General features: G+C 69.9%; 22 protein-coding genes. 12 read left to right on the top strand and 10 right to left on the bottom strand.

Annotation, left to right across the window (positions count from 1 at the left end; all coding sequences use genetic code 11):
- Positions 1-74: 74 nt before the first annotated feature.
- A complete protein-coding gene (locus H9651_RS00715) occupies positions 75-1,616 on the top strand; it encodes a PucR family transcriptional regulator (protein WP_191717187.1) in 1,542 nt (513 codons plus the stop codon).
- A 123-nt stretch (positions 1,617-1,739) separates the two neighbouring features.
- Here H9651_RS00715 and H9651_RS00710 read toward each other — a convergent pair whose 3' ends face one another.
- Entirely contained in the window at positions 1,740-3,212 is a 1,473-nt protein-coding gene (locus H9651_RS00710) for a helix-turn-helix domain-containing protein (RefSeq protein WP_404802980.1), read from the bottom strand.
- A gap of 237 nt (positions 3,213-3,449) precedes the next feature.
- On the opposite strand from H9651_RS00710, the gene aceB reads away from it, so the two are divergent.
- The 3 genes from aceB to H9651_RS00695 all read left to right on the top strand — a co-directional run bounded on the left by aceB (position 3,450) and on the right by H9651_RS00695 (position 7,203).
- Positions 3,450-5,090 (top strand): malate synthase A, encoded by a 1,641-nt coding sequence (gene aceB / locus H9651_RS00705; RefSeq protein WP_191717523.1) that lies wholly within the window; start codon positions 3,450-3,452, stop codon positions 5,088-5,090.
- A 32-nt stretch (positions 5,091-5,122) separates the two neighbouring features.
- On the top strand, positions 5,123-6,718 hold the full coding sequence (locus H9651_RS00700; protein WP_191717185.1) for an isocitrate lyase: 1,596 nt from the start codon (positions 5,123-5,125) through the stop codon (positions 6,716-6,718).
- Between the two features lie 149 nt (positions 6,719-6,867).
- A complete protein-coding gene (locus H9651_RS00695) occupies positions 6,868-7,203 on the top strand; it encodes a YciI family protein (protein WP_191717184.1) in 336 nt (111 codons plus the stop codon).
- Positions 7,204-7,264: 61 nt separating this feature from the next.
- Here H9651_RS00695 and H9651_RS00690 read toward each other — a convergent pair whose 3' ends face one another.
- Entirely contained in the window at positions 7,265-8,074 is an 810-nt protein-coding gene (locus tag H9651_RS00690) for an ABC transporter permease (protein WP_225216208.1), read from the bottom strand.
- Positions 8,071-8,985, bottom strand: coding sequence for an ABC transporter ATP-binding protein (locus tag H9651_RS14590; RefSeq protein WP_225216207.1), 915 nt, complete (start codon positions 8,983-8,985; stop codon positions 8,071-8,073). Before H9651_RS14590 ends, H9651_RS00690 begins: the two co-directional genes overlap by 4 nt.
- A 100-nt stretch (positions 8,986-9,085) precedes the next feature.
- Here H9651_RS14590 and H9651_RS00685 point away from each other — a divergent pair, with 100 nt between their 5' ends.
- Positions 9,086-10,285 (top strand): pyridoxal phosphate-dependent aminotransferase, encoded by a 1,200-nt coding sequence (locus tag H9651_RS00685; protein WP_191717182.1) that lies wholly within the window; start codon positions 9,086-9,088, stop codon positions 10,283-10,285.
- A 561-nt stretch (positions 10,286-10,846) separates the two neighbouring features.
- Here H9651_RS00685 and H9651_RS00680 read toward each other — a convergent pair.
- From H9651_RS00680 to H9651_RS00650, 7 genes are all read right to left on the bottom strand, one after another.
- A complete protein-coding gene (locus tag H9651_RS00680; protein WP_191717181.1) occupies positions 10,847-11,983 on the bottom strand; it encodes a UDP-N-acetylmuramate dehydrogenase in 1,137 nt (378 codons plus the stop codon).
- Position 11,984: 1 nt separating this feature from the next.
- Positions 11,985-12,386, bottom strand: a complete 402-nt coding sequence (locus H9651_RS00675) for a MaoC/PaaZ C-terminal domain-containing protein (protein ID WP_191717180.1) — start codon at positions 12,384-12,386, stop codon at positions 11,985-11,987.
- The gene (locus H9651_RS00670; RefSeq protein WP_191717179.1) at positions 12,383-12,832 is read right to left on the bottom strand and encodes an FAS1-like dehydratase domain-containing protein; all 450 of its coding nucleotides are present in this window, start codon (positions 12,830-12,832) and stop codon (positions 12,383-12,385) included. Before H9651_RS00670 ends, H9651_RS00675 begins: the two co-directional genes overlap by 4 nt.
- 40 nt (positions 12,833-12,872) lie before the next feature.
- A complete protein-coding gene (locus H9651_RS00665; RefSeq protein ID WP_191717178.1) occupies positions 12,873-13,670 on the bottom strand; it encodes a sulfite exporter TauE/SafE family protein in 798 nt (265 codons plus the stop codon).
- A 3-nt stretch (positions 13,671-13,673) separates the two neighbouring features.
- A complete protein-coding gene (locus H9651_RS14585; protein ID WP_225216205.1) occupies positions 13,674-14,345 on the bottom strand; it encodes a DUF2510 domain-containing protein in 672 nt (223 codons plus the stop codon).
- Positions 14,346-14,610: 265 nt separating this feature from the next.
- Positions 14,611-15,441: an aldo/keto reductase gene (locus tag H9651_RS00655; protein WP_191717177.1), complete on the bottom strand. Its 831-nt coding sequence runs from the start codon at positions 15,439-15,441 to the stop codon at positions 14,611-14,613.
- A gap of 50 nt (positions 15,442-15,491) precedes the next feature.
- Positions 15,492-15,662 (bottom strand): hypothetical protein, encoded by a 171-nt coding sequence (locus H9651_RS00650; protein ID WP_191717176.1) that lies wholly within the window; start codon positions 15,660-15,662, stop codon positions 15,492-15,494.
- A 146-nt stretch (positions 15,663-15,808) separates the two neighbouring features.
- On the opposite strand from H9651_RS00650, the gene H9651_RS00645 reads away from it, so the two are divergent.
- From H9651_RS00645 to H9651_RS00615, 7 genes are all read left to right on the top strand, one after another.
- On the top strand, positions 15,809-16,168 hold the full coding sequence (locus H9651_RS00645; protein WP_191717175.1) for a DUF7882 family protein: 360 nt from the start codon (positions 15,809-15,811) through the stop codon (positions 16,166-16,168).
- Positions 16,169-16,232: 64 nt separating this feature from the next.
- Positions 16,233-17,315, top strand: a complete 1,083-nt coding sequence (locus tag H9651_RS00640) for an ATP-binding protein (protein WP_191717174.1) — start codon at positions 16,233-16,235, stop codon at positions 17,313-17,315.
- A gap of 78 nt (positions 17,316-17,393) precedes the next feature.
- Positions 17,394-21,098, top strand: coding sequence for a nitrate reductase subunit alpha (locus tag H9651_RS00635; protein ID WP_191717173.1), 3,705 nt, complete (start codon positions 17,394-17,396; stop codon positions 21,096-21,098).
- Positions 21,098-22,786, top strand: a complete 1,689-nt coding sequence (gene narH, locus H9651_RS00630) for a nitrate reductase subunit beta (RefSeq protein ID WP_191717172.1) — start codon at positions 21,098-21,100, stop codon at positions 22,784-22,786. Before H9651_RS00635 ends, narH begins: the two co-directional genes overlap by 1 nt.
- Entirely contained in the window at positions 22,783-23,406 is a 624-nt protein-coding gene (gene narJ, locus H9651_RS00625) for a nitrate reductase molybdenum cofactor assembly chaperone (protein ID WP_191717171.1), read from the top strand. Before narH ends, narJ begins: the two co-directional genes overlap by 4 nt.
- Complete coding sequence (gene narI, locus H9651_RS00620) at positions 23,406-24,179, top strand: respiratory nitrate reductase subunit gamma (RefSeq protein WP_191717170.1); 774 nt, start codon at positions 23,406-23,408, stop codon at positions 24,177-24,179. Before narJ ends, narI begins: the two co-directional genes overlap by 1 nt.
- On the top strand, positions 24,176-25,408 hold the full coding sequence (locus tag H9651_RS00615) for an MFS transporter (RefSeq protein ID WP_191717169.1): 1,233 nt from the start codon (positions 24,176-24,178) through the stop codon (positions 25,406-25,408). Before narI ends, H9651_RS00615 begins: the two co-directional genes overlap by 4 nt.
- Positions 25,409-25,465 lie beyond the last annotated feature (57 nt).

Here is a 25,465-nt window from a genome sequence, read left to right as displayed (position 1 = left end):
ACCCCACAGGTCACTCGCCCGGTTGTATATTTCGATGCGATTGCAGTACATCGTGTACAAGAGCGGAGCTGCCGGTGGCGACGACGACCGACCTCGACCCGACGCTGCGCGCCCTGCTGCGGCGCGGCGAGCTCCGCCTGCGACTGGCCTCCGACCCGCAGCAGCTCCCCACCGATGCCCTCGACCGGCCGATCCGCTGGGTGCACAGCTCCGACCTCGCCGACCCGACGCCGTTCCTCGCCGACGACCTCGTGCTGCTGACCACCGGCACGCAGTTCGCCGACGCCGGCGATGCCGTCTCGCAGCCGTACGACGACTACGTCGCGCGGCTGTCCGCGCGGGGTGTCGCCGGGCTCGGCTTCGGCACCGAGGTCGCCCGCGCCGGCATCCCGCCTGCCCTCGACCGCGCCTGCCATGAGGCCGGGATGCCGCTGTTCGAGGTGCCCTATGACACGCCGTTCATCGCGGTCGCCCGCGCCAATGCCGAGACGGTCGCCGCGCAGGCATACGCCCGCCGCAGCTGGGCGCTGGCGGCGCAGCGCGCGATCTCGCTCGCCGCCCTCCGCCCCGACGGGTTGGATGCCACGATCGGCGAGCTCGCCCGGCAGCTGGACACCTGGGTGGGGATGTACGACGGCGCCGGCGAGCTCGTGCGCGAGCACCCCGCCGGTGCGCTCGATCCCGCGACCGCCCGCAGCGTGCACGGCGAGGTCGGGGCGGTGCTGCGCCGCGGTGCCCGCGCCGCGTCATCGGTGCGACGGGAGGGCACGGCGTTCACGCTGCAGACGCTCGGGCGAGGCGGCCGGCTGCGGGGCGTCGTGGCGATCGCGGCGGGCGGGCTCGACCGCGAGGGCCGCGACGTCGTGACCTCGGTGATCTCGATGGCGAGCCTCGCCCTCGAGCAGCACCAGCGGCTGGGGCGCGCTCGCACCGTGCTGCGCACCGGCATGCTGCAGTCGCTGCGCACCGGCGACCCGGCGCTGGCCCGCCGCATCTCCCGCGACGCGTGGGGGCCGCTGCCGTCCGCGCCGGTCGTCGTGGCCGTGACCGAAGCCGCCGCCGCCGGCTCCGACGCCCTCGGCGAGCTGCTGGAGCTGCGCGCCGACGAGCGCCGCGGCGCACTGTTCTACGGACGGGGCGAGGACGGCATGGTGATGGCGGTGTCGGCGGGCGACGTCGGCGCGCTCGACGAGTTCGCCGACCGGTTCGCACTGTCGATCGGGGTGTCGGCGCCGACCGGCTACGACGGGTTCGCCGCCGCGCTCGACCAGGCCCGCGTCGCGCGCGACCGCGGCGGCCCCGGGGTGACGCACTTCGCCGACACGGCGCGCGATGGCATCCTCCCCGCCCTCGCGACACCCGAGGCCCGGGCGCTGGGGGCGGCGGTGCTGCAGCCGCTCGCCGCGCACGATGCCGCGCACGGCACGGTGCTGGTGGCCACGGTGCGCGCCTGGCTCGCCGCCGACTGCTCGCACGAGAGCGCCGCCCGCACCCTCGGCGTGCACCGCCACACGGTGCGCACCCGCATCGGGACCGCACAGACGCTGCTCGGCCGCGACCTGTCGTCGTTCGCCGCCCGCGCCGAACTCTGGGCCGCCCTCGCCGCGCTGGGCTGATCCGTCCGCCCCCGCCCCCCCCCGACTCCGCGCGCTGCTCGTGTGTCACGAATCGCGGCTTCCGCCGCCCCGTGACTATGCGGAAGCGACACCGGAGCAGCCCCGGCGGCGGCGAGCCCGAGCTCAGCGCGGGGCGTGCGCCTGGAGGAACTCGTACACCTCGGTCGAGTCGACACCGGGGAACGCCCCCGTGGGGAGCGTCGCCAGCAGCGTCCGGGGCGTGCGCACGTTCGGCCACGAATGCTCGCGCCACGCCGACTCCAGTTCGGCAGGAGCCCGCCGGCAGCACACCTCGACGGAGTGCTTCGACACTCCACGGTTGGGGGTGTCACGCCCGAGGAACCACCTGGTGTCGTCGAAGCGCACCCCCACGCTCACCGAGTGCGCTCCTTCGCTGGACCCCTCCACCCGCGCCGTGCACCAGTAGGTGCCGTTGCCGGTGTCGGTGTACTGGTAGTACGGGTTGAAGTGGTCGTCGACGTCGAAGACCACCCGGCTCGTCCACTTGCGGCAGCACATCTGCCCCTCGATCGACCCGAGGCCGTCGGTGGGGAAGTTCACGTCGTCGTTCTCGTACGCCTTCGTGATCGTGCCCGACTCGTGCACCTTGAGGAAGTGCACCGGGATGTCCAGGTGCATCGTGGCGAGGTTGGTGAACCGGTGCGCGGCGGTCTCGTACGACACCGAGTACGTGTCGCGCAGGTCCTCGATCGACAGGGCACGGCGAGCCTTGGCATCCCGCAGCGCCGGCACGACATGGGCCTCGGGGATCAGCAGGGCCCCGGTGAGGTAGTTCGTCTCCACCCGCTGGCGCAGGAACTCCGCATAGCTGTGCGGCTCGGAATGCCCGAGGATGCGGCTCGACAGCGCCTGCAGCACGGCGGTGCGGGGGTCGGCCTTGGCCGTCACCCGGCTCGACAGGTACAACCGACCGTTCTTGATGTCGGCGACGCTGCGGGTCGTCTGCGGCAGGTCGGGCACGTAGTGCAGCGTGAACCCCAGGTGCGCGGCGATGTCGGATGCCGTGCGCTGCGTGAGCGGTCCGCCGGGGTGGCCGACGGTGTCGAGGATGCCGCGGGCGTGCTGCTCGAGGTCGGGGAAGTAGTTGTTCTGGGTGCGCATGAGGCGCCGCAGCTCCACGTTCGCCCGCCGGGCCTCCTCGGGCGTGGCGGAGCGCTCGTCGCGCAGGCGGTCGATCTCGCCCTGCAGCGCCATCATCGCGCGCAGCGCCTCGGTCGGCACCGTCTTGCCCACGCGGAACGGCGCGATGCCGAGCGCCTGGAACGTCTGCCCCTGCATGGCGCGCTCGAGCTGGATCTCCAGCGTCGAGCGCTCGTCCAGCGGCTCGGATTCCAGCAGCGCGTCGAGGGTCGTGCCGAGGGCCCGCGCGATCGCGCGCAGCAGCGTGAGCTTCGGCTCCCGCCGGCCGTTCTCGATCATCGACAACTGGCTGGGGGCGCGCTCCACCGCCGTCGCCAGCTCGTCGAGGGTCATTCCCCGCGCGGTGCGCAGCTGCCGGATCCGCCGGCCCATCGTGAGTGGGTCCACCTCATGATCGTCTGTCGCGAGGCTCGTCGTTGCGCCCTCGAGGTGCATGGTCATGGCGCGATTCTGTCACGAAAGCAGAACTATCTCGAAAGTTCACAACGGATTCGGTCGTGAGGGGCCGGGAAGTTCACCGGATAGTGGACACACGACGCACCACCCAGGGATCCGAACCGCGGATCACGGACTGCCCGGCCCGGCACACTCGCCGGGGGCAGCAGTCCCGGAACATCCACCCGCACTCGCCCACAGGAGAACAGGCACATGTCACCTGCAACCGCCACCCCCATGCGCACCCACACCGGCGCCATCGCCACCCCGACCGCTGCGCCCACGATCGAGATCACCGGCCGCCTCGGCGCCCGGTACGACGAGATCCTCACTCCCGATGCCCTTGCGTTCCTCATCGCGCTGCACCACCGCTTCGGCGCGCGGCGGCACGACCGGCTCGCCGACCGCCTGCGTCGCCGTTTCGAGATCGGCAACGGTCACGACCCGAACTTCCGCGACGACACCCGGCACATCCGCGAGGACGAGTCGTGGCAGGTCGCCGGCGCGGGTCCGGGCCTCGAGGATCGCCGCGTGGAGATCACCGGACCCACAGACCCCAAGATGACGATCAACGCGCTCAACTCCGGCGCCAAGGTCTGGCTGGCCGACCAGGAGGACGCGACCAGCCCCACCTGGAAGAACGTCATCGAGGGGCAGCTGAGCCTGCGCGACGCGATCCGCGGCGACCTGTCGTTCACGAGCCCCGAGGGCAAGCGCTACGAGGTCACCGCCGCACAGACCCCCACGATCGTGATGCGCCCGCGCGGCTGGCACCTCACCGAGCACCACCTCCGCTTCACCGACCGGTTCGGCCGTGAGATGGCGGCATCCGGCTCGCTCGTCGACTTCGGCCTCTACTTCTTCCACAACGCCGCCGAGCTCATCGCCAACGGTCGTGGGCCCTACTTCTACATCGCCAAGCTCGAATCGAGCGAGGAGGCAAAGCTGTGGGACGACGTGTTCAGCTTCAGTGAGAAGTACATCGACATCCCGCACGGCACGATCCGCGCGACCGTGCTCATCGAGACGCTGCCGGCGGCGTTCGAGATGGAGGAGATCCTCTTCGAGCTGCGCGACCACTGCGCGGGCCTGAACGCCGGGCGCTGGGACTACATCTTCTCGATCATCAAGAACTACCGCGGCCGCGGCGCACGGTTCGTGCTGCCCGACCGCAGCGAGGTGACGATGACGGTGCCGTTCATGCGGGCCTACACCGAGCTGCTCGTTGCGACATGCCACCGCCGCGGCGCCTTCGCGATCGGCGGCATGAGCGCATTCATCCCCAACCGCCGCGACCCCGAGGTGACCCGGCTCGCGTTCGAGAAGGTCGCCGCCGACAAGAAGCGCGAGGCCGGCGACGGCTTCGACGGCACCTGGGTCGCCCACCCCGACCTCATCCCGACCGCGAAGGCCGAGTTCGATGCCGTGTTGGGCGACCGGCCCAACCAGCTTCACCGGCAGCGCCCCGAGGTGAACGTCTCGGCGGCGGATCTGATCGACGTGCGCATCGGGCGCCCCATCACCGCCCGCGGTGTGCGCGGCAACGTCTCGGTCGCGATCCGCTACATCGAGGCGTGGCTCCGTGGCCAGGGCGCGGTCGCGATCGACAACCTGATGGAGGATGCCGCGACGGCGGAGATCTCCCGCTCGCAGGTGTGGCAGTGGATCCACCAGGACCTGTCCACCGCCGAGGGCGACCGCATCACCCGCGACTACATCGAGGGACTCATCGCCGAGGTGCTGGGCGAGGCCGAGCGCCGGGATGGCGATCGGTTCGACGATGCCGCGGAGGTCTTCCGCGAGGTCGCCCTCGGCCAGGACTTCCCCGCCTTCCTCACCCTCCCCGCCTACTCGCGCTTCCTCGTCGAGTCCGAGTAGCGCCCACCGTCCGCCCGATGAAGGGAAGAGAAATGACCACCTACCAGAACGACATCGACGCCATCCAGGCGCTCAAGACGCAGCACGGCTCCTCATGGGATGCCATCGACCCCGAGTCCGTCGCCCGCATGCGGGCGCAGAACCGCTTCAAGACCGGACTCGAGATCGCGCAGTACACCGCCGACATCATGCGGCGCGACATGGCCGAGTACGACCAGGACTCGTCGGTCTACACGCAGTCGCTCGGCGTCTGGCACGGCTTCATCGGCCAGCAGAAGCTCATCTCGATCAAGAAGCATCTGAAGACCACGAACAAGCGCTATCTCTACCTCTCGGGGTGGATGGTCGCCGCGCTCCGCTCGGAGTTCGGGCCCCTCCCCGACCAGTCGATGCATGAGAAGACGTCCGTCCCGGCCCTCATCGAGGAGCTCTACACGTTCCTCCGCCAGGCTGACGCCCGCGAGCTCGATCTGCTGTTCACCCAGCTCGACCGGGCACGCAGCGCCGGCGACGAGACGGCAGCCGAGTTCGTGCAGGCGCAGATCGACGCGTACGAGACCCACGTCGTGCCGATCATCGCCGACATCGACGCCGGCTTCGGCAACCCCGAGGCCACCTACCTGCTGGCCAAGAAGATGATCGAGGCCGGCGCCTGCGCCATCCAGATCGAGAACCAGGTGTCGGACGAGAAGCAGTGCGGCCACCAGGACGGCAAGGTCACCGTCCCCCACGAGGACTTCATCGCCAAGCTCACCGCGGTGCGGTACGCCTTCCTCGAGCTCGGCATCGACAACGGCATCATCGTCGCCCGCACCGACTCGCTCGGGGCCGGCCTCACGCAGAAGCTCGCCGTCACCGCCGAGCCGGGCGATCTCGGCGACCAGTACAACTCGTTCCTCGACGTGGACGAGGTCTCCGAAGCGGACCTCGGCAACGGGGATGTCGTCATCAAGCGCGACGGCGCGCTGCTGCGCCCCAAGCGCCTGCCGAGCAACCTCTACCAGTTCCGTCCGGGCACCGGCGAAGAGCGGGTGGTGCTGGACTGCATCACGTCGCTGCGCAACGGCGCCGACCTGCTGTGGATCGAGACGGAGAAGCCCCACGTCGAGCAGATCGCCGCCATGGTCGACGCGATCCGCGAGGAGATCCCCGACGCGAAGCTCGTCTACAACAACAGCCCGTCGTTCAACTGGACGCTCAGCTTCCGCCAGCAGGCCTACGACCAGCTCGCCGAACAGGGCGAGGACGTCTCCGCCTACGACCGCGGCGACCTGATGAACGTCGCCTACGACGACACCGAGCTCGGCCGGCTGGCCGACGAGAAGATCCGCACATTCCAGCGCGACGGCTCCGCCCGGGCCGGCATCTTCCACCACCTCATCACGCTGCCGACCTACCACACGGCTGCGCTGTCGACCGACGACCTCGCCAAGGGCTACTTCGGCGACGAGGGCATGCTCGCCTACGTGCGGGGCGTGCAGCGCCGCGAGATCCGCGAGGGCATCGCGACGGTCAAGCACCAGAACATGGCGGGGAGCGACATCGGCGACAACCACAAGGAGTACTTCGCCGGCGCCGCGGCGCTCAAGGCCGGCGGCCAGCACAACACGATGAACCAGTTCGGCTGAGCGTCCGGACCATCGCGGCGGATGCCTCGGACCACACCGGTCCGGGGCATCCGCCGCGTCGCGCGACGAATCCGGAGCAGAATGTCGATCCGCACTGCCGCCGGTGCGACGCCATGTCGTAGCGTCACTCACAAACGAAAGGCAGTGCGATGCGATATCTCATGCTGATACTCACCGATCCTGATCTTGAGGCGCCCGAGGAGACGCCGGTTCCGATAGAGCAGTGGGTCGAGGAGGCGTACGGCACCGGGCGGGCGGTGACGGGCGACCGACTGCGTCCCGCCGCTGAGGCCACGACCGTGCGGCGGCGCCGTCGCGAGGTGATCGTCAGCGACGGTCCCTTCGCCGAGGCGTACGAGCTGATCGGCGGGTTCGACGTGCTCGAATGCGACACCCTCGACGAAGCCGTCGAGCTCGCGTCGCGGCATCCGATGGCCACCGCGGGCGTCATCCAGCTGCATCCGGCCTGGCCGCTGGATCTGTAGTCGCCCGGGAAGGGCGGGGCCGACGCGTGGCCCCGCCCGCCCCGGGCGTGCGGGCGTGTACTCAGGCGTCGCGACGGATCCAGCGGAAGGTGGCGCGGCTGAGGATGAGGCCCACGAGCAGCCAGATACCGAGGGCCAGCGCCACCCAGCCCAGCTCCCACCCGTCGCCGGGTTCGAGGGTCGCGTACTCGGCGGGGAGGAACGCCGCGCGCATCCCGCGCGCCATCCACACGAGCGGGAAGGCGCTGGCGACGTACTGCAGCCAGTCCGGCAGCTGCCAGAAGAAGATGTACACGCCCGAGACGAACTGCAGCACGAGCGCGATGGGCACGACCACCGCCGTGGCGCTGCGCCCCGACCGCGGCAGCGCGGAGACCGCGATGCCCAGCAGCGCCGACGCGATGAGCCCCAGGAAGAACACCCACGTGAAGGTGATCCACGAGTCGGCATCCGTCGGCAGCGACACATCGAACACCACAGCCGCCACGACGATGAGGATGAACGCCTGCAGGATGCCGGTGGTGAGCACCTGCGCGATCTTGCCGGTGAAGTAGCTCACCGGCGACAGCGGTGTGCCGCCGAGCCGCTTCAGTGTGCCGTCGGAGCGTTCCATCGCGATGTCGACGGCGAGGTTCTGGAACCCCGACAGCAACAGGCCCGCCGCGAGCATGGCCGGCAGGTACAGTTCGGCGGCCGACAGCTCGGGCACGCCGGGGCCACCGGCGATGCCGCCCTCCTCCTGGAAGATCGTGCTGAACAGCGCGAGCATGAAAACCGGGAACAGGAATGTGAAGAACAGGGTGTCCCCGGCACGGAAGTAGCCGCGAACCTCGTAGGCGGCACGGTGGGCGCCGAGCGCGAGCACGCTCAACGGCCGGCCCCCTCGGTCGCGGGTGTCTGCGGGGCATCGTCGTCTGCGGCCTCCTGCGCCGCCGCCGCATCGTGCTCGTCGACCATCTCGAGGTAGATCTCCTCCAGCGCCGGGCGTCGGATCTCCAGCGCCTCGGGCTCGCCGCCGAGTCGTTCGGCCAGGGCAGCGGTGAACTCCCACGGCCGGGTGGTGCGCGCCTCGCGCAGCACGCCACCCTCGCGCCATGTGACCCGCGGGGTGCGGGCCTGCTCGCCGCCGAACCCGGCGACCGGGCCGATCGCGCGCAGCCGGCCGTGGGTGATGACGGCCACGCGATCAGCCAGCTGCGCAGCCTCGTCGAGGTAGTGGGTCGTCAGCAGAATCGTCGTCCCCTCCTCCTGCAGCCCGCGGATCAGTTGCCAGAACTCCCGCCGCGCCTGCGGGTCGAAGCCGGTGGTGGGTTCGTCGAGGAACAGCAGTTCGGGGCGTCCGACGATGCCCAGCGCCACGTCGACACGTCGCTGCTGACCTCCGGAGAGCTGCGAGATGCGGGTGCCCGCCTGGGCTTCCAGACCCACTGCCGCGATGACCTCTTCGACGTCGCGCGGCCGCGGGTAGTACGCCGCGAACTGGCGCAGCTGCTCGCGCACCGTGTAGAGGCCGCCTTGGCCGGCCGACTGCAGCACGATGCCGATGCGCGCCTTCCAGGCGAGCCCGGCCGTGCCGGGGTCGAACCCCAGCACGCTCACCGACCCACCGCTGCGGCGCCGGTAGCCCTCGAGGATCTCGACCGTCGTCGATTTGCCCGCCCCGTTGGGGCCCAGCAGGGCGAAGGTCTCACCGCGCGCGATGGTGAAGCTCACGTCGTCGACCACGGGGGTGTCGCCGTAGATCTTGCGAAGGTGCTCCACGCGCACGGCATCGGTGTCCATTGATACAGCATGCGGCTTCGGCGACGCTTTCCCTACGCACAGTTACCCGTGAACCGGGGCGACCCGGCGCGAACCACGCTCGCGCACTACGATTTCAACCGTGACCGAACGCGCTCCCCTGTCCCGCAAGCTGTCCGCCATCGCCGAGTCCGCGACCCTCAAGGTGGATGCCAAGGCGAAGTCGCTGCAGGCGGCCGGCCGCCCTGTCATCTCCTACGCCGCCGGCGAGCCCGACTTCGCGACGCCGCAGTTCATCGTGGATGCCGCGGCGGAGGCGCTGCGCGACCCGGCGAACTTCCGCTACACCCCCGCGGTGGGACTGCCGGTGCTGCGCGAGGCGATCGCGGCCAAGACGCTCCGCGACTCCGGGCTGGAGGTGTCCCCGGCGCAGGTCGTCGTCACCAACGGCGGCAAGCAGGCGGTGTACCAGGCGTTCCAGACGGTCGTGAACCCCGGCGACGAGGTGCTGCTGCCGGCGCCCTACTGGACGACGTACCCCGAGGCGATCGCGCTGGCCGACGGCTCCCCCGTCGAGGTCTTCGCCGGCGCCGAACAGGACTACAAGGTCACCGTCGAGCAGCTTGAGGCCGCCCGCACCGACAAGACCACGGCACTGGTGTTCGTGTCGCCCTCGAACCCCACGGGCGCCGTCTACACCCCCGAGGAGACCGCGGCGATCGGCGAGTGGGCGCTCGAGCACGGCATCTGGGTGATCACCGACGAGATCTACCAGAACCTCGTCTACGACGGCGCACGCGCCGTCTCGATCGTCGAGGCCGTGCCGCAGCTGGCCGGTCAGACGCTGCTGCTCAACGGCGTCGCGAAGACCTACGCGATGACCGGATGGCGCGTGGGCTGGATGGTCGGCCCCGCCGACGCCGTCAAGCTGGCGGGCAACCTGCAGTCGCACCTGAGCTCCAACGTCAACAACATCGCGCAGCGCGCAGCCCTGGCCGCCCTCACCGGGCCGCAGGACGAGGTCGAGCAGATGCGACAGGCATTCGACCGCCGTCGCCGGCTGATCGTCGAGGAGCTGTCGAAGATCGACGGCGTCACGGTGCCCAACCCACTCGGCGCGTTCTACGTCTACCCCGACGTCACGGGGCTGCTCGGTCGCACGTGGGACGGCGTCACCCCGACGACCTCGTTGGAGCTGGCCGACTTCATCCTCGAGCGCGCCGAGGTGGCCGTCGTCCCCGGCGAGGCGTTCGGGCCGTCGGGCTACCTGCGCCTGTCGTACGCGCTCGGCGACGAGCAGCTGCTCGAGGGCGTGCAGCGCCTGCAGTCCCTCTTCGCCTGACCCGCCCCGCCGCGCACCGCGCCCCGCGCCGCGGCCCGCGCCGCCGCCGCGCCGCGCCGCCGCGCGCGCCCCGCTCCGCGCGCCCGCGCGCACCGCGCCGAGAAACCACTTTCCGGGTGAGACGCACCGCATCGCGTGGTGTGTCAGCCGGAAAGTGGTTTCTCAAGGGGCGGGTGGCGGATGCCGGTCGTACGCGGCATCCGACTGCCCGCCGCTCGTCTGTCGCGGGATGTCGCTTCGCGGCGAGACAACCCGAACCGCGGGACGGGCGAGCGCGCGCGTCCGAGTGGCGGGTCCGCCGGCGACGGCCCGCCGTCGGAACCTCTCCGCTGACGGACCTCTCCGTCGACGAGAAACCACTTCTCGGTTGGGACACACCGCATCGCGTGGTGTGTCAGCCGGAAAGTGGTTTCTCGACGGGTGGATGCCACGGCCACGGCACCGGGCGGCGCCCGGCGCGGCGCGGCCGGGCGGCCGGGCGGCGGGCGGCGCAGCGCGCGCGCCCGGCGCAGCGCGCGCGCCGGGCGCAGCGCGCGCGGCGGACGCAGCGGGCGCGGGAAGCTACAGCTGGATGCCGACGAGCACGGGCTCGGGCTGCAGGATGAGACCGAATTCGGCCTGCACCCGCTGCTGGATGAACCGGGCGAGCTCGGCGATCTCGGCGGCCGTCGCCGAACCGCGGTTCGTGATCGCGAGCGCGTGCTTGGTCGAGAGCCCCGCCCGCGAGCGAGGCAGACGGAAGCCCTTGCTCAGCCCGGCGTGCTCGATGAGCCACGCCGCGCTGACCTTGACCTCGGACTCGTGCACGACCGGCGGCGGCACGATGCCATCGAAGGTGTCCAGCGGAATGACCGTGATGGCGGGGACATCGGGGGCGACAGGCCACCGCGGGCACTCCGCAGGGAGGGTCCGGGCGAACGCCGCCGAGACGATCGCGTTCTGGAAGAACGACCCCGCGCTGTAGGTGTCGGGATCGGCGTCGTCGAGCACCATGCCCTTCGAGCGGCGGGTGTCCAGCACGGTCTGCCGGATCCAGGCGAGCGAGACCTCGGCATCCGGTGCCAGGCGCAGCGCCTGGCGCAGCTGCGCGCCGCGCACCGGCAGCTCACCGTGGCCGACATCGGCCAACTCCAGCGTGATCGACACGATGACGCCGTGGCGCTCAGCGCCGATGCCGTAGTGGTCCTTCAGCACGGACGTGCGAAAGCCCAGCCCGAGATCGGATGCCGGCACGGTGACGAGCTCACCGGTCGCCTGATCGAGCAGTTCGATCTCGACCAGGGTCTGCACGATCTCCTGGCCGTATGCCCCGATGTTCTGGATGGGCGCAGCGCCGGCGGTGCCGGGGATGCCGGACATGGCCGAGATGCCGGCGAGCCCTTCGGCCACCGAGTAAGACACGAGCTCATCCCAGTCGTGCCCCGCCTCGACGCGCAACCGCACGAAGCCGTCGCGGGGGGAAGCCAGCCGCTCGATGCCCTGCGTGCGCACCAGCACGACCGTTCCCTCGAACGGCTCGTCGGCGACCAGCAGGTTGGAACCGCCGCCGACGACGAGCCAGGGCTCGTGATCGGCCCACACGCTCTGCATCGTCTGGATCAGCTCGTCGCGGGTGCGCGCTTCGACGAGGCGACGAGGGATGCCGCCGGCGCGCAGCGTGGTGAGGTCGGCGATCGGCCGAGGAGTGATCTCGGGCATGTCAGAGACGCACACGCACCTGGGCTTTGCCGAGCACGGTCGTCCCGGCGCTGGTGACGGTGAGGTCGATGCGGGCGGTGTCGCCGTCGATGACGGCCACGGTCGCGGTGACCTCCACATCGGCACCGCCCTCGCCGTCGACGACGACCGGTCGGGTGAACCGCACGCCGTACTCGAGGATGCGTCCGGCATCGCCCAGCCACGGCACGATCGTCTCGACGGCCAATCCCATCGTCAGCATGCCGTGGGCGAGCACCCCGGGAAGCCCGACGCGGGCTGCGACGTCGTCGCGGTAGTGGATGGGGTTGAAGTCCCCCGACGCGCCGGCATAGCGCACCAGTGACTCGCGCGTGAGGTGCACCGTGCGCTGGGCGACGACGTCTCCGACCTGCAGGGCGCTCATGCGTCCTCTCCTCCGATCAGGAGAACCGAGATCGCCGTGACCACGTGGGCGCCGGCGGCATCGGTCACCTCCGCCTCGCTGGTGACCATGGCGCCCTTGCCGAACGGGCGCACCGTGGCGACCGTGAGGGTCGCGGTCAGCTCGTCGCCGGCGACGATCGGCCGGGTGTAGCGGAACCGCTGCTCGGCGTGGATCGTGCGCTCCAGCGCGATGCCGGAATCGGGCTCGGCCAGCAGCTGCTGCAGCGTGAGGTCCTGCACCACCATCGCGAACGTCGGCGGGGCGACCACATCGGGGTAGCCGAGCGCCTGCGCGGCCGCCGGATCGGTGTGCTGCGGGTCGGTCGCGAAGACGGCGCGCGCGAACTCGCGCACCTTCTCGCGCCCCACGAGGTAGGGCGGCGTCGGCGGGAAGACGCGGCCGACGAGCTCGGGATTCACGGACACGCGATCCATCTTCGCACAGCCGCACCGGGCGTTCGCGGCCTCACGACCGACGCTGGCGCAGCGCCCGCAGCGCCATCTGCACGGCGATGAAGGAAAGGAACACCGCGAACAGCACGTTGGCGGTGAACGGATCCAGCAGCGTCGCGATCCACGCGCCGACCGCTGTCGTCGTGCACGCGGCGACCCCGACGAGCGCCGCCGCCAGCAGGTCGACGTTGTGACGGCGCAGGTTGCCGATCGTTCCCGACAGGGCCGTCGGGATCATCATGAGCAGCGACGTGCCCTTGGCGATGAGGTCGCTCGTGCCGAACAGCAGCATGAGGGCGGGCACGACGACGACACCGCCGCCCACGCCCAGGAGCCCCGCGAGGATGCCGGTGATGAAGCCGAGCACGACCAGTCCCGTGCCGGTGAGCCAGGTGAGGGTCAGTTCGGCATCACGCGAGGGCACGATGACGAACAGCGACACGATCACGATGACGAGGAATCCGACGAACCCCCACCGCAGGGCGTTCTGCGGGAGCCGCGCCAGCAGCCACGACCCCACCTGCGCGCCGATCACCGCCGCTGCGGCGAGGATGAGCGCCGGGACCCATGCGACCGACCCGTTGACGGCATAGGAGATGACGCCGACGGTGGCCGTCGGCACGATGGCCGCGAGGGAGGTGCCCGCCGCCAGTCGCTGATCGAAGTGCAGCAGCAGCACCAGCAGCGGCACGATGACGGTGCCGCCGCCGACGCCGAACAGACCCGACAGCAGACCGGCCGCGAGGCCGACGCCCAGGCAGGACAGGATGAACCGCGCGTTGCGCTCAGCGCGGGGAGCAGGAGCCGTCATCGATCACTGCACGTCGTCGATCGCCCACCCGTCCCCCGCCGGGACGAGGGTGTACTGGAGGGGCTCCGCGACCGGCTCCGGCGTCGGGCGCGGATCGCCGTTCTCATCGACGAGGCTCAGATAGCTCTCGCTCGTGAGCACCGCGATGTTCTCGCCGGTCCGTTCAACGGTGTCCACCTGGATCTCGTACTCATCGGTCGACTCGTCGAACACCTCGGCCGTCGACTCGAACGCCGCGCAGTCGGTCATCCCGAGCGCCTCGCGGTAGCCCTCGGTCGTGGTCTCGAAGTAAAGGTCGCAGTCCGCGTCGTCCCACGCGTCGTCGTAGCGCTCGACGACCTGCACGGCGGCGCGCTCGGCATCGTCGCCCGCCGATGAGCCTCCGGCGCCGGCGATCTGACCGATGAGGCGCGGGATGAACACCGCCGCCAGCACGATGAGTGCGACCACGATCACACCGAGCACGACGAACACGATCCACAGCTTCGACTTCGCGGCCGGCTGCGGAGGCCCCTGCTGATAGGTGGCGGAGTGGTCGGGCGCGACGGATGCCGCATCTCCCGGGTAGCCGCCCGCCGCAGCGGCCGCCTGCACGTGCTCGGTCCATGCCGAGCCGTCCCACCATCGCTGGGTTCCGCTGCCGTCGTCGTACCAGCCCGGAGGTGTTGTGCTCATGGCGTTCCTTCGCATCTGCGATGACGGTTCCCGTGCGACGGATGCCGCCGCCGAATCAGCCTAACCCTCGGCCTCGCGTCGCCGCGCGGGGCCGAGGGGCGCGGCATCCGCTCGCCTCCCGTGAGAGTGTTCTCACCCTTGGAGCGCTCTCCCGACCCTCGGCGTTACCGTTGGACTGCTCGACCCTGGTTGTGCGGTGTTCGGGTCACCCCGCCAGGAAGACGGCCCGGGCTCTCCGCCCGGGCCGTGTTTTCTTCCCGCTTGCTCAGTGCGTCGCGAGGTCGGGATCCGACCCCACGCGGTGACCGCGGTCGAGACCGTCGATCGCAGCCATCTCGGCCGCGGACAGCTCGAAGCCGAACACATCGAAGTTCTCGGCCAGGCGGGCGCGCGAGTTGGACTTCGGAAACACGATGATGTCCTGCTGCAGGTGCCAGCGGATGACGACCTGAGCGGGCGTCACGCCATGGGCGGCAGCGGCGTCGGCGATCGCCTGCTCACCGAACAGGTCGTATTTGCCCTGACCGAGCGGCCCCCATGCCTCGGTGCGGATGCCGAGCGGCTCGGTGAACGCCCGCAGCTCGCGCTGCGCGAAGGCCGGGTGCAGCTCGATCTGATCCACGGCGGGCACCGTGTCGGACTCGGCGAGGATGCGCTCGAGGTGCGAACGGTGGAAGTTGGAGACACCGATCGAGCGGGTAAGTCCCCGGTCACGCAGCTGCTCGAGCGCACGCCACGACTGCGCGTACCGGTCGAGGTCGGGGCGCGGCCAGTGGATCAGGTAGAGGTCGACCTGGTCGAGGCCGAGCTTGTCCAGGCTCGTCGCGAGCGCGTCGTAGGCCGACTGCGTGCCCTGGTCGGCGTTCCACAGCTTCGTGGTGACGAACAGCTCGTCGCGGGCGATGCCGGATGCCGCGATCGCGCGACCGACGCCTTCTTCGTTGCCGTAGACCGCCGCCGTGTCGATGTGGCGGTAGCCGACCTCGAGCGCGTCGGTGACGATGCGCTCGGTCTCGGCCGGGTCGACCTTGAAGACGCCGAAGCCCAGCTGCGGAATGGTGTGGCCGTCGTTGAGGGTGAGGGTGGGAACAGTCATGTTTCCAGCCTGGCATGGGCGGCCCCGGCCACGCGCGGCGGCGGTGCCTGTCAGACCAGGGCGTACGCCGAGCCGCCTGTCCAGACGGCCTCTTCGACGACAAGATCCTCCAGCAGGGGGACCACCGCCGATCCGCTGTCGGATTGCACAGGGCGGTAGCCCCGCGGCAGGTCGTCCACGAGTTGTCTCGCCCTCGGTCCGCCGACCAACAGATACACCATGCAGGCAATGTAAACCGCGCGACGGGATGTACGGGAGAGGTTGCGCTGGGCCTCCGAGAGGCATAAGCGATAGACTCCCCAGTGCTGCACGCCACCCTTTTTTCATACGTGGTGAACAACCTCAGCCAGAAGGAAGTGTGAGCCCTGTGGGTACCCTGTACTACGGCGGCGAGTCGACGCCCGTCCACATCGAAGACCGGGCCCTGGCCCACCTCAAGGTCGTGATCGCAACCAAGCTGCGCCGTGGCGAGAGCTTCACGGTTTCGTGGCGTCACCCTGACGACCAGCCCCGCGGTCGCAGCACGGTCTGGATCCATCCCTCCATTCCCATGCGGTTCGTCTTCGACGACCCCGAGCCCACGCAGTTGAGCCGCACGTGGGTCGAGGAACTCGCCAGCAGCGCCAACTCGTCCGGCGGCATCATGCTCATCGCCGAGCACTTCGACACCGAGGCGATGGGCATCGTCGACGAGGCCCATCTGGATTCGTCGACCGCTCTGACCTGATCGCGTCCTGAGGCCCCGGCATCCGACCATGGTGCCGGGGGCCGCAGGCCGCTAGGTTGCGGGCATGTCGAACGCTCTCACCATCGGCACTCGGTTCGGGTCGAGCACCCCGGCGCATGTGCTTGCGAAGAAGATGAACCGGCACACGTTCTGGTGCGGCCAGAGCGGGTCGGGCAAGACCTACGCGCTCGGGGTTCTGCTGGAGCAGTTGATCCTCGACACCCGGTTGCCGGTGGTCATCCTCGATCCCAACTCCGATTTCGTGCGCATGCGCGAGCTGCGCGACACTGCGCCGCCGGAATCCGCCGCGCTGTGGCGCGACCGCGACATCCGCGTGCTCCGGCTCGACGGCCCCGAAGAAGACCGCCTGCGGGTGCGGTTCCTCGGGATGACCGTGCAGGCGCGCGCCGCCGTGCTGAAGATCGACCCGATCATCGATCCCGAGGACTACAACGCCATGTTGCGGCTGGAGTCTTTCGTGCACACCGATCTGCGCGGGCACCTCGTGCAATGGCTGCGCGAGCAGAACGACCCGGCGTGGCATCGCCTGGCGCTGCGCCTGGAGAATCTCGGCATCGCGGACCTCGACGTGTGGGCCTGGGGCGGGCGCGACCTGATCGACGACATCGACGAGCGGGCGGATGCCACCGTCATCGACCTCGGCGGCTTCTCGACCCCCCTCGAACCGAAGGCGGCGGCGCTGGCGCTGCTGGACCATCTGTGGGACAACCGCAACGAGCGGGTGGGTCGGCTGATCGTCATCGACGAGGCGCACAACCTGTGCTCCCCCGACCCGGCGAGCGAGGTCGATCGCCTGCTCACCGAGCGCATCGTGCAGATCGCGGCGGAGGGCCGCAAGTACGGCCTGTGGCTGCTGCTGTCCACGCAGCGCCCGTCGAAAGTGCACCCCAACGCGCTGTCGCAGTGCGACAACCTCGCCCTCATGAAGATGAGCTCGCTCTCGGATGTCGCCGAACTCGGCCGCCAGCTCGGCTACGCCCCCGACGAGCTGCTCGCCCAGGCGCCGTCGTTCCGTCAGGGCCAGGCGCTGTTCGCCGGCGGCTTCGCCGAGCAGGCTCAGATCGTGCAGGTCGGCGCCCGCCTCACGCAAGAAGGCGGCAACGACGTGGCGATCGTGGTGCGTTAGCCGCGGTCACGCCGCCGGCGGCACCGTGCGTCGGAGGGCCTCTTCCGGTGACGCGGGACCGCGGGTATCTTTCACGGCATGACGCCCGCCATCGGTGTTGACGGTCCGGCTTCCGACGCTCTGCTCAGCGCCGGAAGGTTCTTCACCAGGCGCGAGCAGACCGACGACCACCGGGCGCAGTTCCTCACGGGCGGCCGCGACGGCGACGCGTTCTACCGCGACCGCTGGAGCCACGACAAGGTGGTGCGCTCCACCCACGGCGTCAACTGCACCGGCTCCTGTTCGTGGAAGGTGTACGTCAAAGACGGCATCATCACGTGGGAGGCGCAGCAGACCGACTACCCCAGCGTCGGCCCCGACCGCCCCGAGTACGAGCCCCGCGGCTGCCCCCGCGGGGCCGCGTTCTCTTGGTACACCTACTCCCCCACGCGCGTGCGCTACCCCTACGTGCGTGGGGTTCTCCTCGAGGCCTATCGTGCGGCGAAGGCGCGCAACGGCGGCGACCCCGTGCTCGCCTTCGCCGAGATCTCCACCGATCCCGAGACCCGCCGGCGCTACCAGCAGGCTCGCGGCAAAGGCGGACTGGTGCGGGCGACCTGGGCGGAATCGGTCGAACTGGTCGCCGCCGGCTACGTGCACACCATCAAGGAATACGGTCCCGACCGGGTGGCGGGCTTCTCCCCCATCCCGGCGATGTCGATGGTGTCGCACTGCGTGGGAACGCGGTTCACGCAACTGGTCGGCGGCGTGATGACCTCGTTCTACGACTGGTACGCCGACCTCCCCGTCGCGAGCCCTCAGGTCTTCGGCGACCAGACCGACGTGCCCGAGTCGGGCGACTGGTGGGATGCCACCTACCTGATGATGTGGGGATCCAACGTTCCCGTCACCCGCACCCCCGACGCCCACTGGATGGCAGAGGTCCGCTACCGCGGCACCAAGGTCGTCACGGTCTCCCCCGACTACGCCGACAACACCAAGTTCGCCGACGAATGGCTGCCGTGCCAGGCCGGCACGGACGCGGCCCTCGCGATGGCGATGGGGCACGTCATCCTCACAGAGAACTACGTCGACCGCCGCGTGCCGTTCTTCGCCGATTTCTCCCGCTCCTACACCGACCTGCCGAACCTCATCACCCTCGTCGACCATGCCCAGGGCGGGTTCGTGCCGGGCAAGTTCCTCACCGCCGCCGACCTCGGCGAGCGTGCCCCCGAGGACGCGTGGAAGACCGTCGTGCTCGACACCGCGAGCGGCGAGCCGCGCGTGCCCAACGGATCACTGGGGTTCCGCTACGCCGACTCGGGTGAGGGACGGTGGAACCTCGAGCTCGGTGACGTGCAGCCGGCCCTCTCGGTGCGCGACACCGACGTCGCCGAAGCCGCCGTCACGGTGCTGCTGCCCCGCTTCGACGCCCCCGACGGCACGGCGGGGGTGCTGCGCCGCGGAGTACCCGCCACACGGGTGAACGGACACCTCGTCACCACGGTGCTCGACCTGCTGCTCGCCCAATACGGGGTGGTCCGCGACGGCCTGCCCGGCGACTGGCCGACCGGCTATGACGACGCCACCCAGCCCTACACGCCGGCGTGGCAGGAGGAGATCACCGGCGTCCCCGCGCAGGCGTGCACCCGCATCGCGCGCGAGTTCGCGGCCAACTCCGAGGAGTCCGAGGGCCGGTCGATGATCATCATGGGCGCCGGGGTCTGCCAGTGGTTCCATGGGGATGCCAGCTACCGCGCGATCCTGGCCATGCTGATCCTCACCGGCGCGATGGGGCGCAACGGCGGTGGCTGGGCGCACTATGTGGGGCAGGAGAAGTGCCGTCCCCTCACCGGGTGGCTCTCGCTGGCCAACGCGCTGGACTGGGCACGGCCGCCGCGCACCATGATCGGCACCGCCTACTGGTACATGCACACCGACCAGTGGCGCTACGACGGGTACGCGGCCGACGCCTTGGCCTCACCGCTTGCGGGTGACAGCTTCACCGGCATGCACACCGCCGACACCATCGCCCAGTCCGCGCGGCTGGGCTGGATGCCCTTCTACCCGCAGTTCGACGCCAACCCGCTCGACCTCGCCGACCAGGCGACGGCAGCGGTCGATGCCGGCGAGGCACCGGACGCGGCATCCTATGTCGCCCGACGCTGGGAGGAGGGGAGCCTGCACAGCGCCATCAGCGACGTCGACGCGCCCCGCAACTGGCCGCGCCTGCTGATGCTGTGGCGCTCGAACCTCATGGGCTCCTCCAGCAAGGGCAACGAGTACTTCCTCAAGCATCTGCTCGGCACCGTGAACAACGTCATCGGCAGCGATGAGGCCTCGGTGCACCCGACCGAGGTGGCCTGGCACGACGAGGCGCCGCAGGGAAAGCTCGACCTGCTGGTCTCGGCGGACTTCCGAATGACCTCCACGACGCTGCTCTCCGACGTCGTCTTCCCCGCCGCCACCTGGTACGAGAAGCACGATCTGTCCTCCACCGACATGCATCCGTTCGTGCACGCTTTCACCCCGGCGATCGACCCACCGTGGGAGGCGCGCAGCGACTTCGACATGTTCCACGCGATCGCGCGGGAGTTCTCGAAGCAGGCGCGCGTGCACCTGGGGGTGCGCAAAGACCTGGTGTCGGTGCCGATGCAGCACGACAGCCCCGGAGAGACCGCGCAGCCCGGCGGTGTGGCGCTGGACTGGGCGCGGGGCGAGGTGACGCCCATCCCCGGCAAGACCATGCCGGCCTTCAGCGTCGTCGAGCGCGATTACACCGCCATCGCCGACAAGCTCGCCGCCATCGGTCCTCTCGCCGACACGCTGGGGTTCACCACCAAGGGCATCACCTTCGACGTGCGGCGCGAAGTGGCGAAGCTCGCCGCGTCGGGCGGCGTCATGCTGGGCGGCGCCGCCGAGGGGCGCCCCGCGATCGACACCGATTCGAAGCTCGCCGAAGCCATCCTCTCGTTCTCGGGGACGACCAACGGTGAGCTGGCGGTGCAGGGGTTCGCGTCACTCGGCAAGCGGGTGGGCAAGGACCTCACCGACCTTGCGGAGGGCTCGGAGGAGAAGCACATCACGTTCGCGATGACCCAGGCCGCCCCCGTGCCGGTGATCACCTCACCGGAGTGGTCGGGGTCGGAGACCGGTGGCCGGCGGTATGCACCCTTCACGGTGAACATCGAGCGGCTGAAGCCGTTCCACACCCTCACCGGCCGCATGCACTTCTACCTCGACCACGACTGGATGCGCGACCTCGGGGAGGCCATGCCGATCTACCGGCCGCCGCTGGACATGCACCGCCTGTTCGGCGAACCCACGCTCGGCCCTGACGGCAGCGCGCAGGTGGTGGTGCGCTACCTCACCCCGCACAACAAGTGGTCGATCCATTCCGAGTACCAGGACAACCTGTTCATGCTGTCGCTGGGCCGCGGTGGCCCGACCGTATGGATGGCGCCGGGCGACGCGGGCGGCATCGGCGTCGCCGACAACGACTGGGTCGAATGCGTCAACTCCAACGGGGTGTTCGTGGGGCGTGCGATCGTGTCCCACCGCATGCCCGAGGGGGTCGTGTACGTGCACCACGCACAGGAGCGCACGATCGACGTCCCCAAGTCCGAGGCGACGGGCCGCCGCGGCGGCATCCACAACTCCCCCACCCGACTGCTCATCAAGCCGACGCACCTCATCGGCGGGTACGGCCAGCTGTCGTATGCGTTCAACTATCTCGGCCCCACCGGCAATCAGCGCGACATCATCGCGACGATCCGCCGCCGTTCCCAGGAGGTGACGTACTGATGCGCGTGATGGCTCAGATGGGCATGGTGATGAACCTCGACAAATGCATCGGATGCCACACCTGCTCGGTGACCTGCAAACAGGCCTGGACCAACCGGGCCGGCACCGAGTACATCTGGTTCAACAACGTCGAGACCCGGCCGGGGCAGGGCTACCCCCGCCGTTACGAGGATCAGGAGAAGTGGCGGGGCGGCTGGACGGTGAACAAGCGCGGCCGGCTGAAGCTGCGCACCGGCAGCCGACTGCGGCGGCTGATGACGATCTTCTCCTCGCCGGTGCAGCCGAAGCTCGACGACTACTACGAGCCGTGGACCTACGACTACCGCACCCTCATCGACGCGCCGCTGGGCGATGACTTCCCCGTCGCGCGGCCGAAGTCGCTCATCACCGGGGAGGACACCAAGATCACCTGGTCGGCCAACTGGGACGACAACCTCGGCGGCGCCCCCGAGAGGGGGCACCTCGACCCCCTGGTGGAGAAGGTGCGGCGCGAGTCCGAGGATGCGATCAAGTTCCAGTTCGAGCAGACGTTCATGTTCTACCTCCCCCGCATCTGCGAGCACTGCCTGAACCCGTCGTGCATGGCGTCCTGTCCTTCCGGCGCGATCTACAAGCGCAGCGAGGACGGCATCGTGCTGGTCGACCAGGACCGCTGCCGTGGCTGGCGCCAGTGCATCACCGGGTGCCCGTACAAGAAGATCTACTTCAACCACAAGACCGGCAAGGCCGAGAAATGCACCCTCTGCTACCCGCGGCTCGAGGTGGGGCTGCCCACCGTCTGCTCCGAGACGTGCGTGGGGCGCCTGCGATACCTGGGACTGTTCCTCTACGACGCCGACGGGGTGACCGAAGCGGCATCCACCGCGGACGAGAAGGATCTGTACGAGGCGCAGCTGAACCTCATCCTCGATCCGAACGACCCTGAGGTCATCGCCGCCGCCAGGCAGCAGGACATCCCCGAGGACTGGCTGGATGCCGCACGGCGCTCGCCCGTCTACGCCCTCGCGAAGAAGTACCGCGTCGCGCTGCCGCTTCACCCCGAATACCGCACCATGCCGATGGTCTGGTACATCCCGCCGCTGTCGCCCATCGTCGATCTGCTGCGCGATCAAGGGCACGACGCCGAGGCCGCCGGCACGCTCTTCGGGGCGATCGAGGCGCTGCGCATCCCGGTGGACTACCTCGCCGAGATGTTCACCGCCGGCGACACCGACATCGTCACGCGGGTGCTGCGCATCCTCGCCGCGATGCGGGCGTACCTGCGCGACATCACCCTCGGCCGCGAAGCCGATGAGTCGATCCCGGCGTCGGTGGGCATGGACGGCGAGACGCTCTATGCGCTGTACCGCCTGCTCGCGATCGCGAAGTACGAGGACCGCTACGTCATCCCCACCGCCCACTACGAGCAGGCGCACGAGCTCGAGGAGCTGGGGTGCTCGATCACCTTCGACGGCGCCGGCGCCTATGAGAACGGCGCATCGGGGCCGTTCGGCGAGGCGAGCGGTGTTCCCACGCCCGTGGCGGTGGAGACCTTCCAAGCGTTGAAGGAACGGCAGACCTCCACCAGCCAGGCCGACGGCAACACCATGCGCGGCCGGGTGAACCTGCTCAACTGGGACGGCAACGGAGCCCCCAACGGACTCTTCCCGCCACGCGACGGCACCGACGCGAGGGAGGGCGGCGGGTGAACCGGGCGGTGGTGTACCAGGCGGCATCCGTCGTGCTGAGCTACCCCGACGACGAGGTGCTGGCGCTGCGGGGCGTCGTGCGCCGGGCGCTGGCCGAGACCGCGCCGCAGGCGGCGACGCTGTTCGCCCCGCTGCTGGACTGGTGGGACGCGACCCCCACCGAAACGGTGCAGCAGAGCTACGTCGACGTGTTCGACATGTCCAAGCGGCACGCGCTGTACCTGTCGTACTGGACCGACGGCGACACCCGGCGCCGCGGCCAGGTGCTGGCCGACATGAAGCGCCGGTATCGCATGCATGGTCTCGAGATCGACGGCACCGGGGAACTGCCCGATCACCTGCCCCTCGTGCTGGAGTTCGCCCGCCATGCGCCGGATGCCGGCGCCGAACTGCTGCAGGAATATCGCGCGAGTCTGGAACTGATCAGGCTCGCCCTCGCCGACCGCTCGTCGCCGTATGCCGGAGTGGTCGCCGCCGTGTGCGCGACCCTGCCGGGTCGCTCGCCGAAGGACCGCGAGCAGGCCATGGCGATGGCCTCGAACGGACCGCCCGCCGAATCGGTGGGGCTGGACGCATACGACCCGCGGCTGCTGCCGCTGGCGGGATCGGGGGGCCACTGATGGACGTGTTCCTGTGGGGCATCCTGCCCTACATCATGCTGTGCGTGCTCATCGGCGGGCTCATCTGGCGGTACCGCTACGACCAGTTCGGGTGGACGACGCGCTCCTCGCAGCTGTACGAGTCCCGGCTGCTGCGCATCGGGTCGCCGCTGTTCCACTTCGGCATCCTCGTCGTCGTCATCGGTCATGTCGCGGGTCTGGTCATCCCCAAGGCCTGGACCGACGCGATCGGGGTGTCGGAGGACATGTACCACTTCGCCGCGCTGAGCCTCGGGACCATCGCCGGGGTCGCGACGCTCGCGGGCGTGGGGATCCTCATCTACCGGCGCCGCACGACCGGGCCGGTGTTCATGGCGACCACCAAGAACGACAAGCTCATGTACGTCGTGCTGGTCGCGGCGATCGTCGCGGGGCTCGCGACGACGGTGCTGGGCGTGATCGATCGCAACGACGACGTCACCTACCGTGACACGGTTGCGCCCTGGTTCCGGTCGCTGTTCATCTTCCAGCCGGACATCGCCGCGATGTCCGAGGCCTCGTTCGCCTTCAAGCTGCACACCGTCATCGGCATGGTGCTGTTCATGATCTGGCCGTTCACCCGGCTCGTGCACGCGTTCACCGCCCCGGTGCAGTACCTGTTCCGCCCGTACATCGTCTACCGGTCGCGCGGCCCGCGGCCGACGACGACCGGCGCGACGCGGCGAGGCTGGGCGCCGGTGGGCACCCCCGACCGCGAGCCCGATCCGACCCCCACCCGACGGGGACGCCGATGACCTCCCCGGCGCGGTCCGCCGGTCCCGCCATCGGAGCGCTTCCCGGCCGGGGGCGCAACCTGGGCCTGGCGCTGCTGTCGTTCACCATCACGTTCTGGGCGTGGAACATCATCGGTCCGATCGGCGTGCGCTACGCCGAGGAGCTCGACCTCACCTCCACCCAGCTGTCGATGATCATCGCCACCCCGGTCATCGTGGGCTCCGCCGGACGCATCGTGACCGGGGCCCTCACCGACCGCTTCGGCGGCCGCATCATGTTCACCACGCTCACCGCGGTCTCTGCGGTGCCGGTACTGCTGATCCTCTGGGCCGGCGAGGTCGGCTCGTACGGCTTACTGCTGCTGTTCGGCTTCGTGCTCGGCATCGCCGGCACCACCTTCGCCATCGGCATCCCGTTCGTCAACGCCTGGTACGAGCCGAGCAAGCGCGGGTTCGCCACCGGGCTGTTCGGCGCCGGCATGGGGGGCACCGCGCTGTCGTCGTTCTTCACCCCGCGCATGGTCGCCGCCTTCGGCTACGTCGCGACGCACATCATCATCGCCGTCGCGCTGCTGGTCGTCGCCGTCATCGTGTGGATCGGCATGCGCGACTCTCCCCTCTGGCATCCCAACCGCGACCGGGTGCTGCCCAAGCTCGAGGCGGCCGCACGGCTGACCATCACGTGGCAGATGGCGTTCCTCTACGCCGTCACCTTCGGCGGCTTCGTCGCCTTCTCCACATACCTGCCGACCTACCTCAAAGAGGTGTACGGATACGGACTCACCGACGCGGGCGCGCGCACCGCGGGGTTCGCCATCGCCGCGGTGATCGCCCGACCGCTGGGCGGATGGCTGTCGGACAAGTTCGGCCCTGCCGTGATCCTCAGCATCTCGCTCGGAGGTGCCGCCGTCATGGCGGTCGTCATCGCGACCAAGCCGCCGCCCGAGCTGCTGGCCGGGGCGTCGTTCGTCGCTATGGCCCTGTTCCTGGGCCTCGGCACGGGTGCGGTGTTCACGTGGGTCGCGCAGCGGGCGCCGGCGGCGAACGTGGGGTCGGTCACCGGCATTGTGGGAGCCGCCGGCGGGTTCGGCGGGTACTTCCCGCCCCTCATCATGGGCGCCACGTACGACGCCGAGGCCCGCAGCTACGCGACAGGACTGCTGCTGCTGTGCGCCACCGCGGTCATCGCGCTGATCTTCACCATCTATCTCGCCCGACGGCGGGCGCCGGACACGGCTCCACCGGCCTGACACCCGCCCGGCGGCAGGCGTGCCACAGCGGGTGTCAGCCGGGTATGACACGCTGGG

The organism is Microbacterium pullorum (genome assembly GCF_014836535.1).
Taxonomy (GTDB): Bacteria; Actinomycetota; Actinomycetes; order Actinomycetales; family Microbacteriaceae; genus Microbacterium; species Microbacterium pullorum.
Note: the sequence above shows the minus strand (reverse complement) of the source record. Positions and strands in the feature narration are given on the sequence as shown.

Bases quoted from the DNA above. Each gene is read 5' to 3' on its own strand.
- H9651_RS00710 (WP_404802980.1), bottom strand. From the start codon at position 3,212: ATGCACCTCGAGGGCGCAACGACGAGCCTCGCGACAGACGATCATGAG.
- aceB (WP_191717523.1), top strand. From the start codon at position 3,450: ATGCGCACCCACACCGGCGCCATCGCCACCCCGACCGCTGCGCCCACG.
- H9651_RS00700 (WP_191717185.1), top strand. From the start codon at position 5,123: ATGACCACCTACCAGAACGACATCGACGCCATCCAGGCGCTCAAGACG.
- H9651_RS00695 (WP_191717184.1), top strand. From the start codon at position 6,868: ATGCGATATCTCATGCTGATACTCACCGATCCTGATCTTGAGGCGCCC.
- H9651_RS14590 (WP_225216207.1), bottom strand. From the start codon at position 8,985: ATGGACACCGATGCCGTGCGCGTGGAGCACCTTCGCAAGATCTACGGC.
- H9651_RS00680 (WP_191717181.1), bottom strand. From the start codon at position 11,983: ATGCCCGAGATCACTCCTCGGCCGATCGCCGACCTCACCACGCTGCGC.
- H9651_RS00675 (WP_191717180.1), bottom strand. From the start codon at position 12,386: ATGAGCGCCCTGCAGGTCGGAGACGTCGTCGCCCAGCGCACGGTGCAC.
- H9651_RS00665 (WP_191717178.1), bottom strand. From the start codon at position 13,670: ATGACGGCTCCTGCTCCCCGCGCTGAGCGCAACGCGCGGTTCATCCTG.
- H9651_RS14585 (WP_225216205.1), bottom strand. From the start codon at position 14,345: ATGAGCACAACACCTCCGGGCTGGTACGACGACGGCAGCGGAACCCAG.
- H9651_RS00655 (WP_191717177.1), bottom strand. From the start codon at position 15,441: ATGACTGTTCCCACCCTCACCCTCAACGACGGCCACACCATTCCGCAG.
- H9651_RS00650 (WP_191717176.1), bottom strand. From the start codon at position 15,662: ATGGTGTATCTGTTGGTCGGCGGACCGAGGGCGAGACAACTCGTGGAC.
- H9651_RS00640 (WP_191717174.1), top strand. From the start codon at position 16,233: ATGTCGAACGCTCTCACCATCGGCACTCGGTTCGGGTCGAGCACCCCG.
- H9651_RS00635 (WP_191717173.1), top strand. From the start codon at position 17,394: ATGACGCCCGCCATCGGTGTTGACGGTCCGGCTTCCGACGCTCTGCTC.
- narH (WP_191717172.1), top strand. From the start codon at position 21,098: ATGCGCGTGATGGCTCAGATGGGCATGGTGATGAACCTCGACAAATGC.
- narI (WP_191717170.1), top strand. From the start codon at position 23,406: ATGGACGTGTTCCTGTGGGGCATCCTGCCCTACATCATGCTGTGCGTG.
- H9651_RS00615 (WP_191717169.1), top strand. From the start codon at position 24,176: ATGACCTCCCCGGCGCGGTCCGCCGGTCCCGCCATCGGAGCGCTTCCC.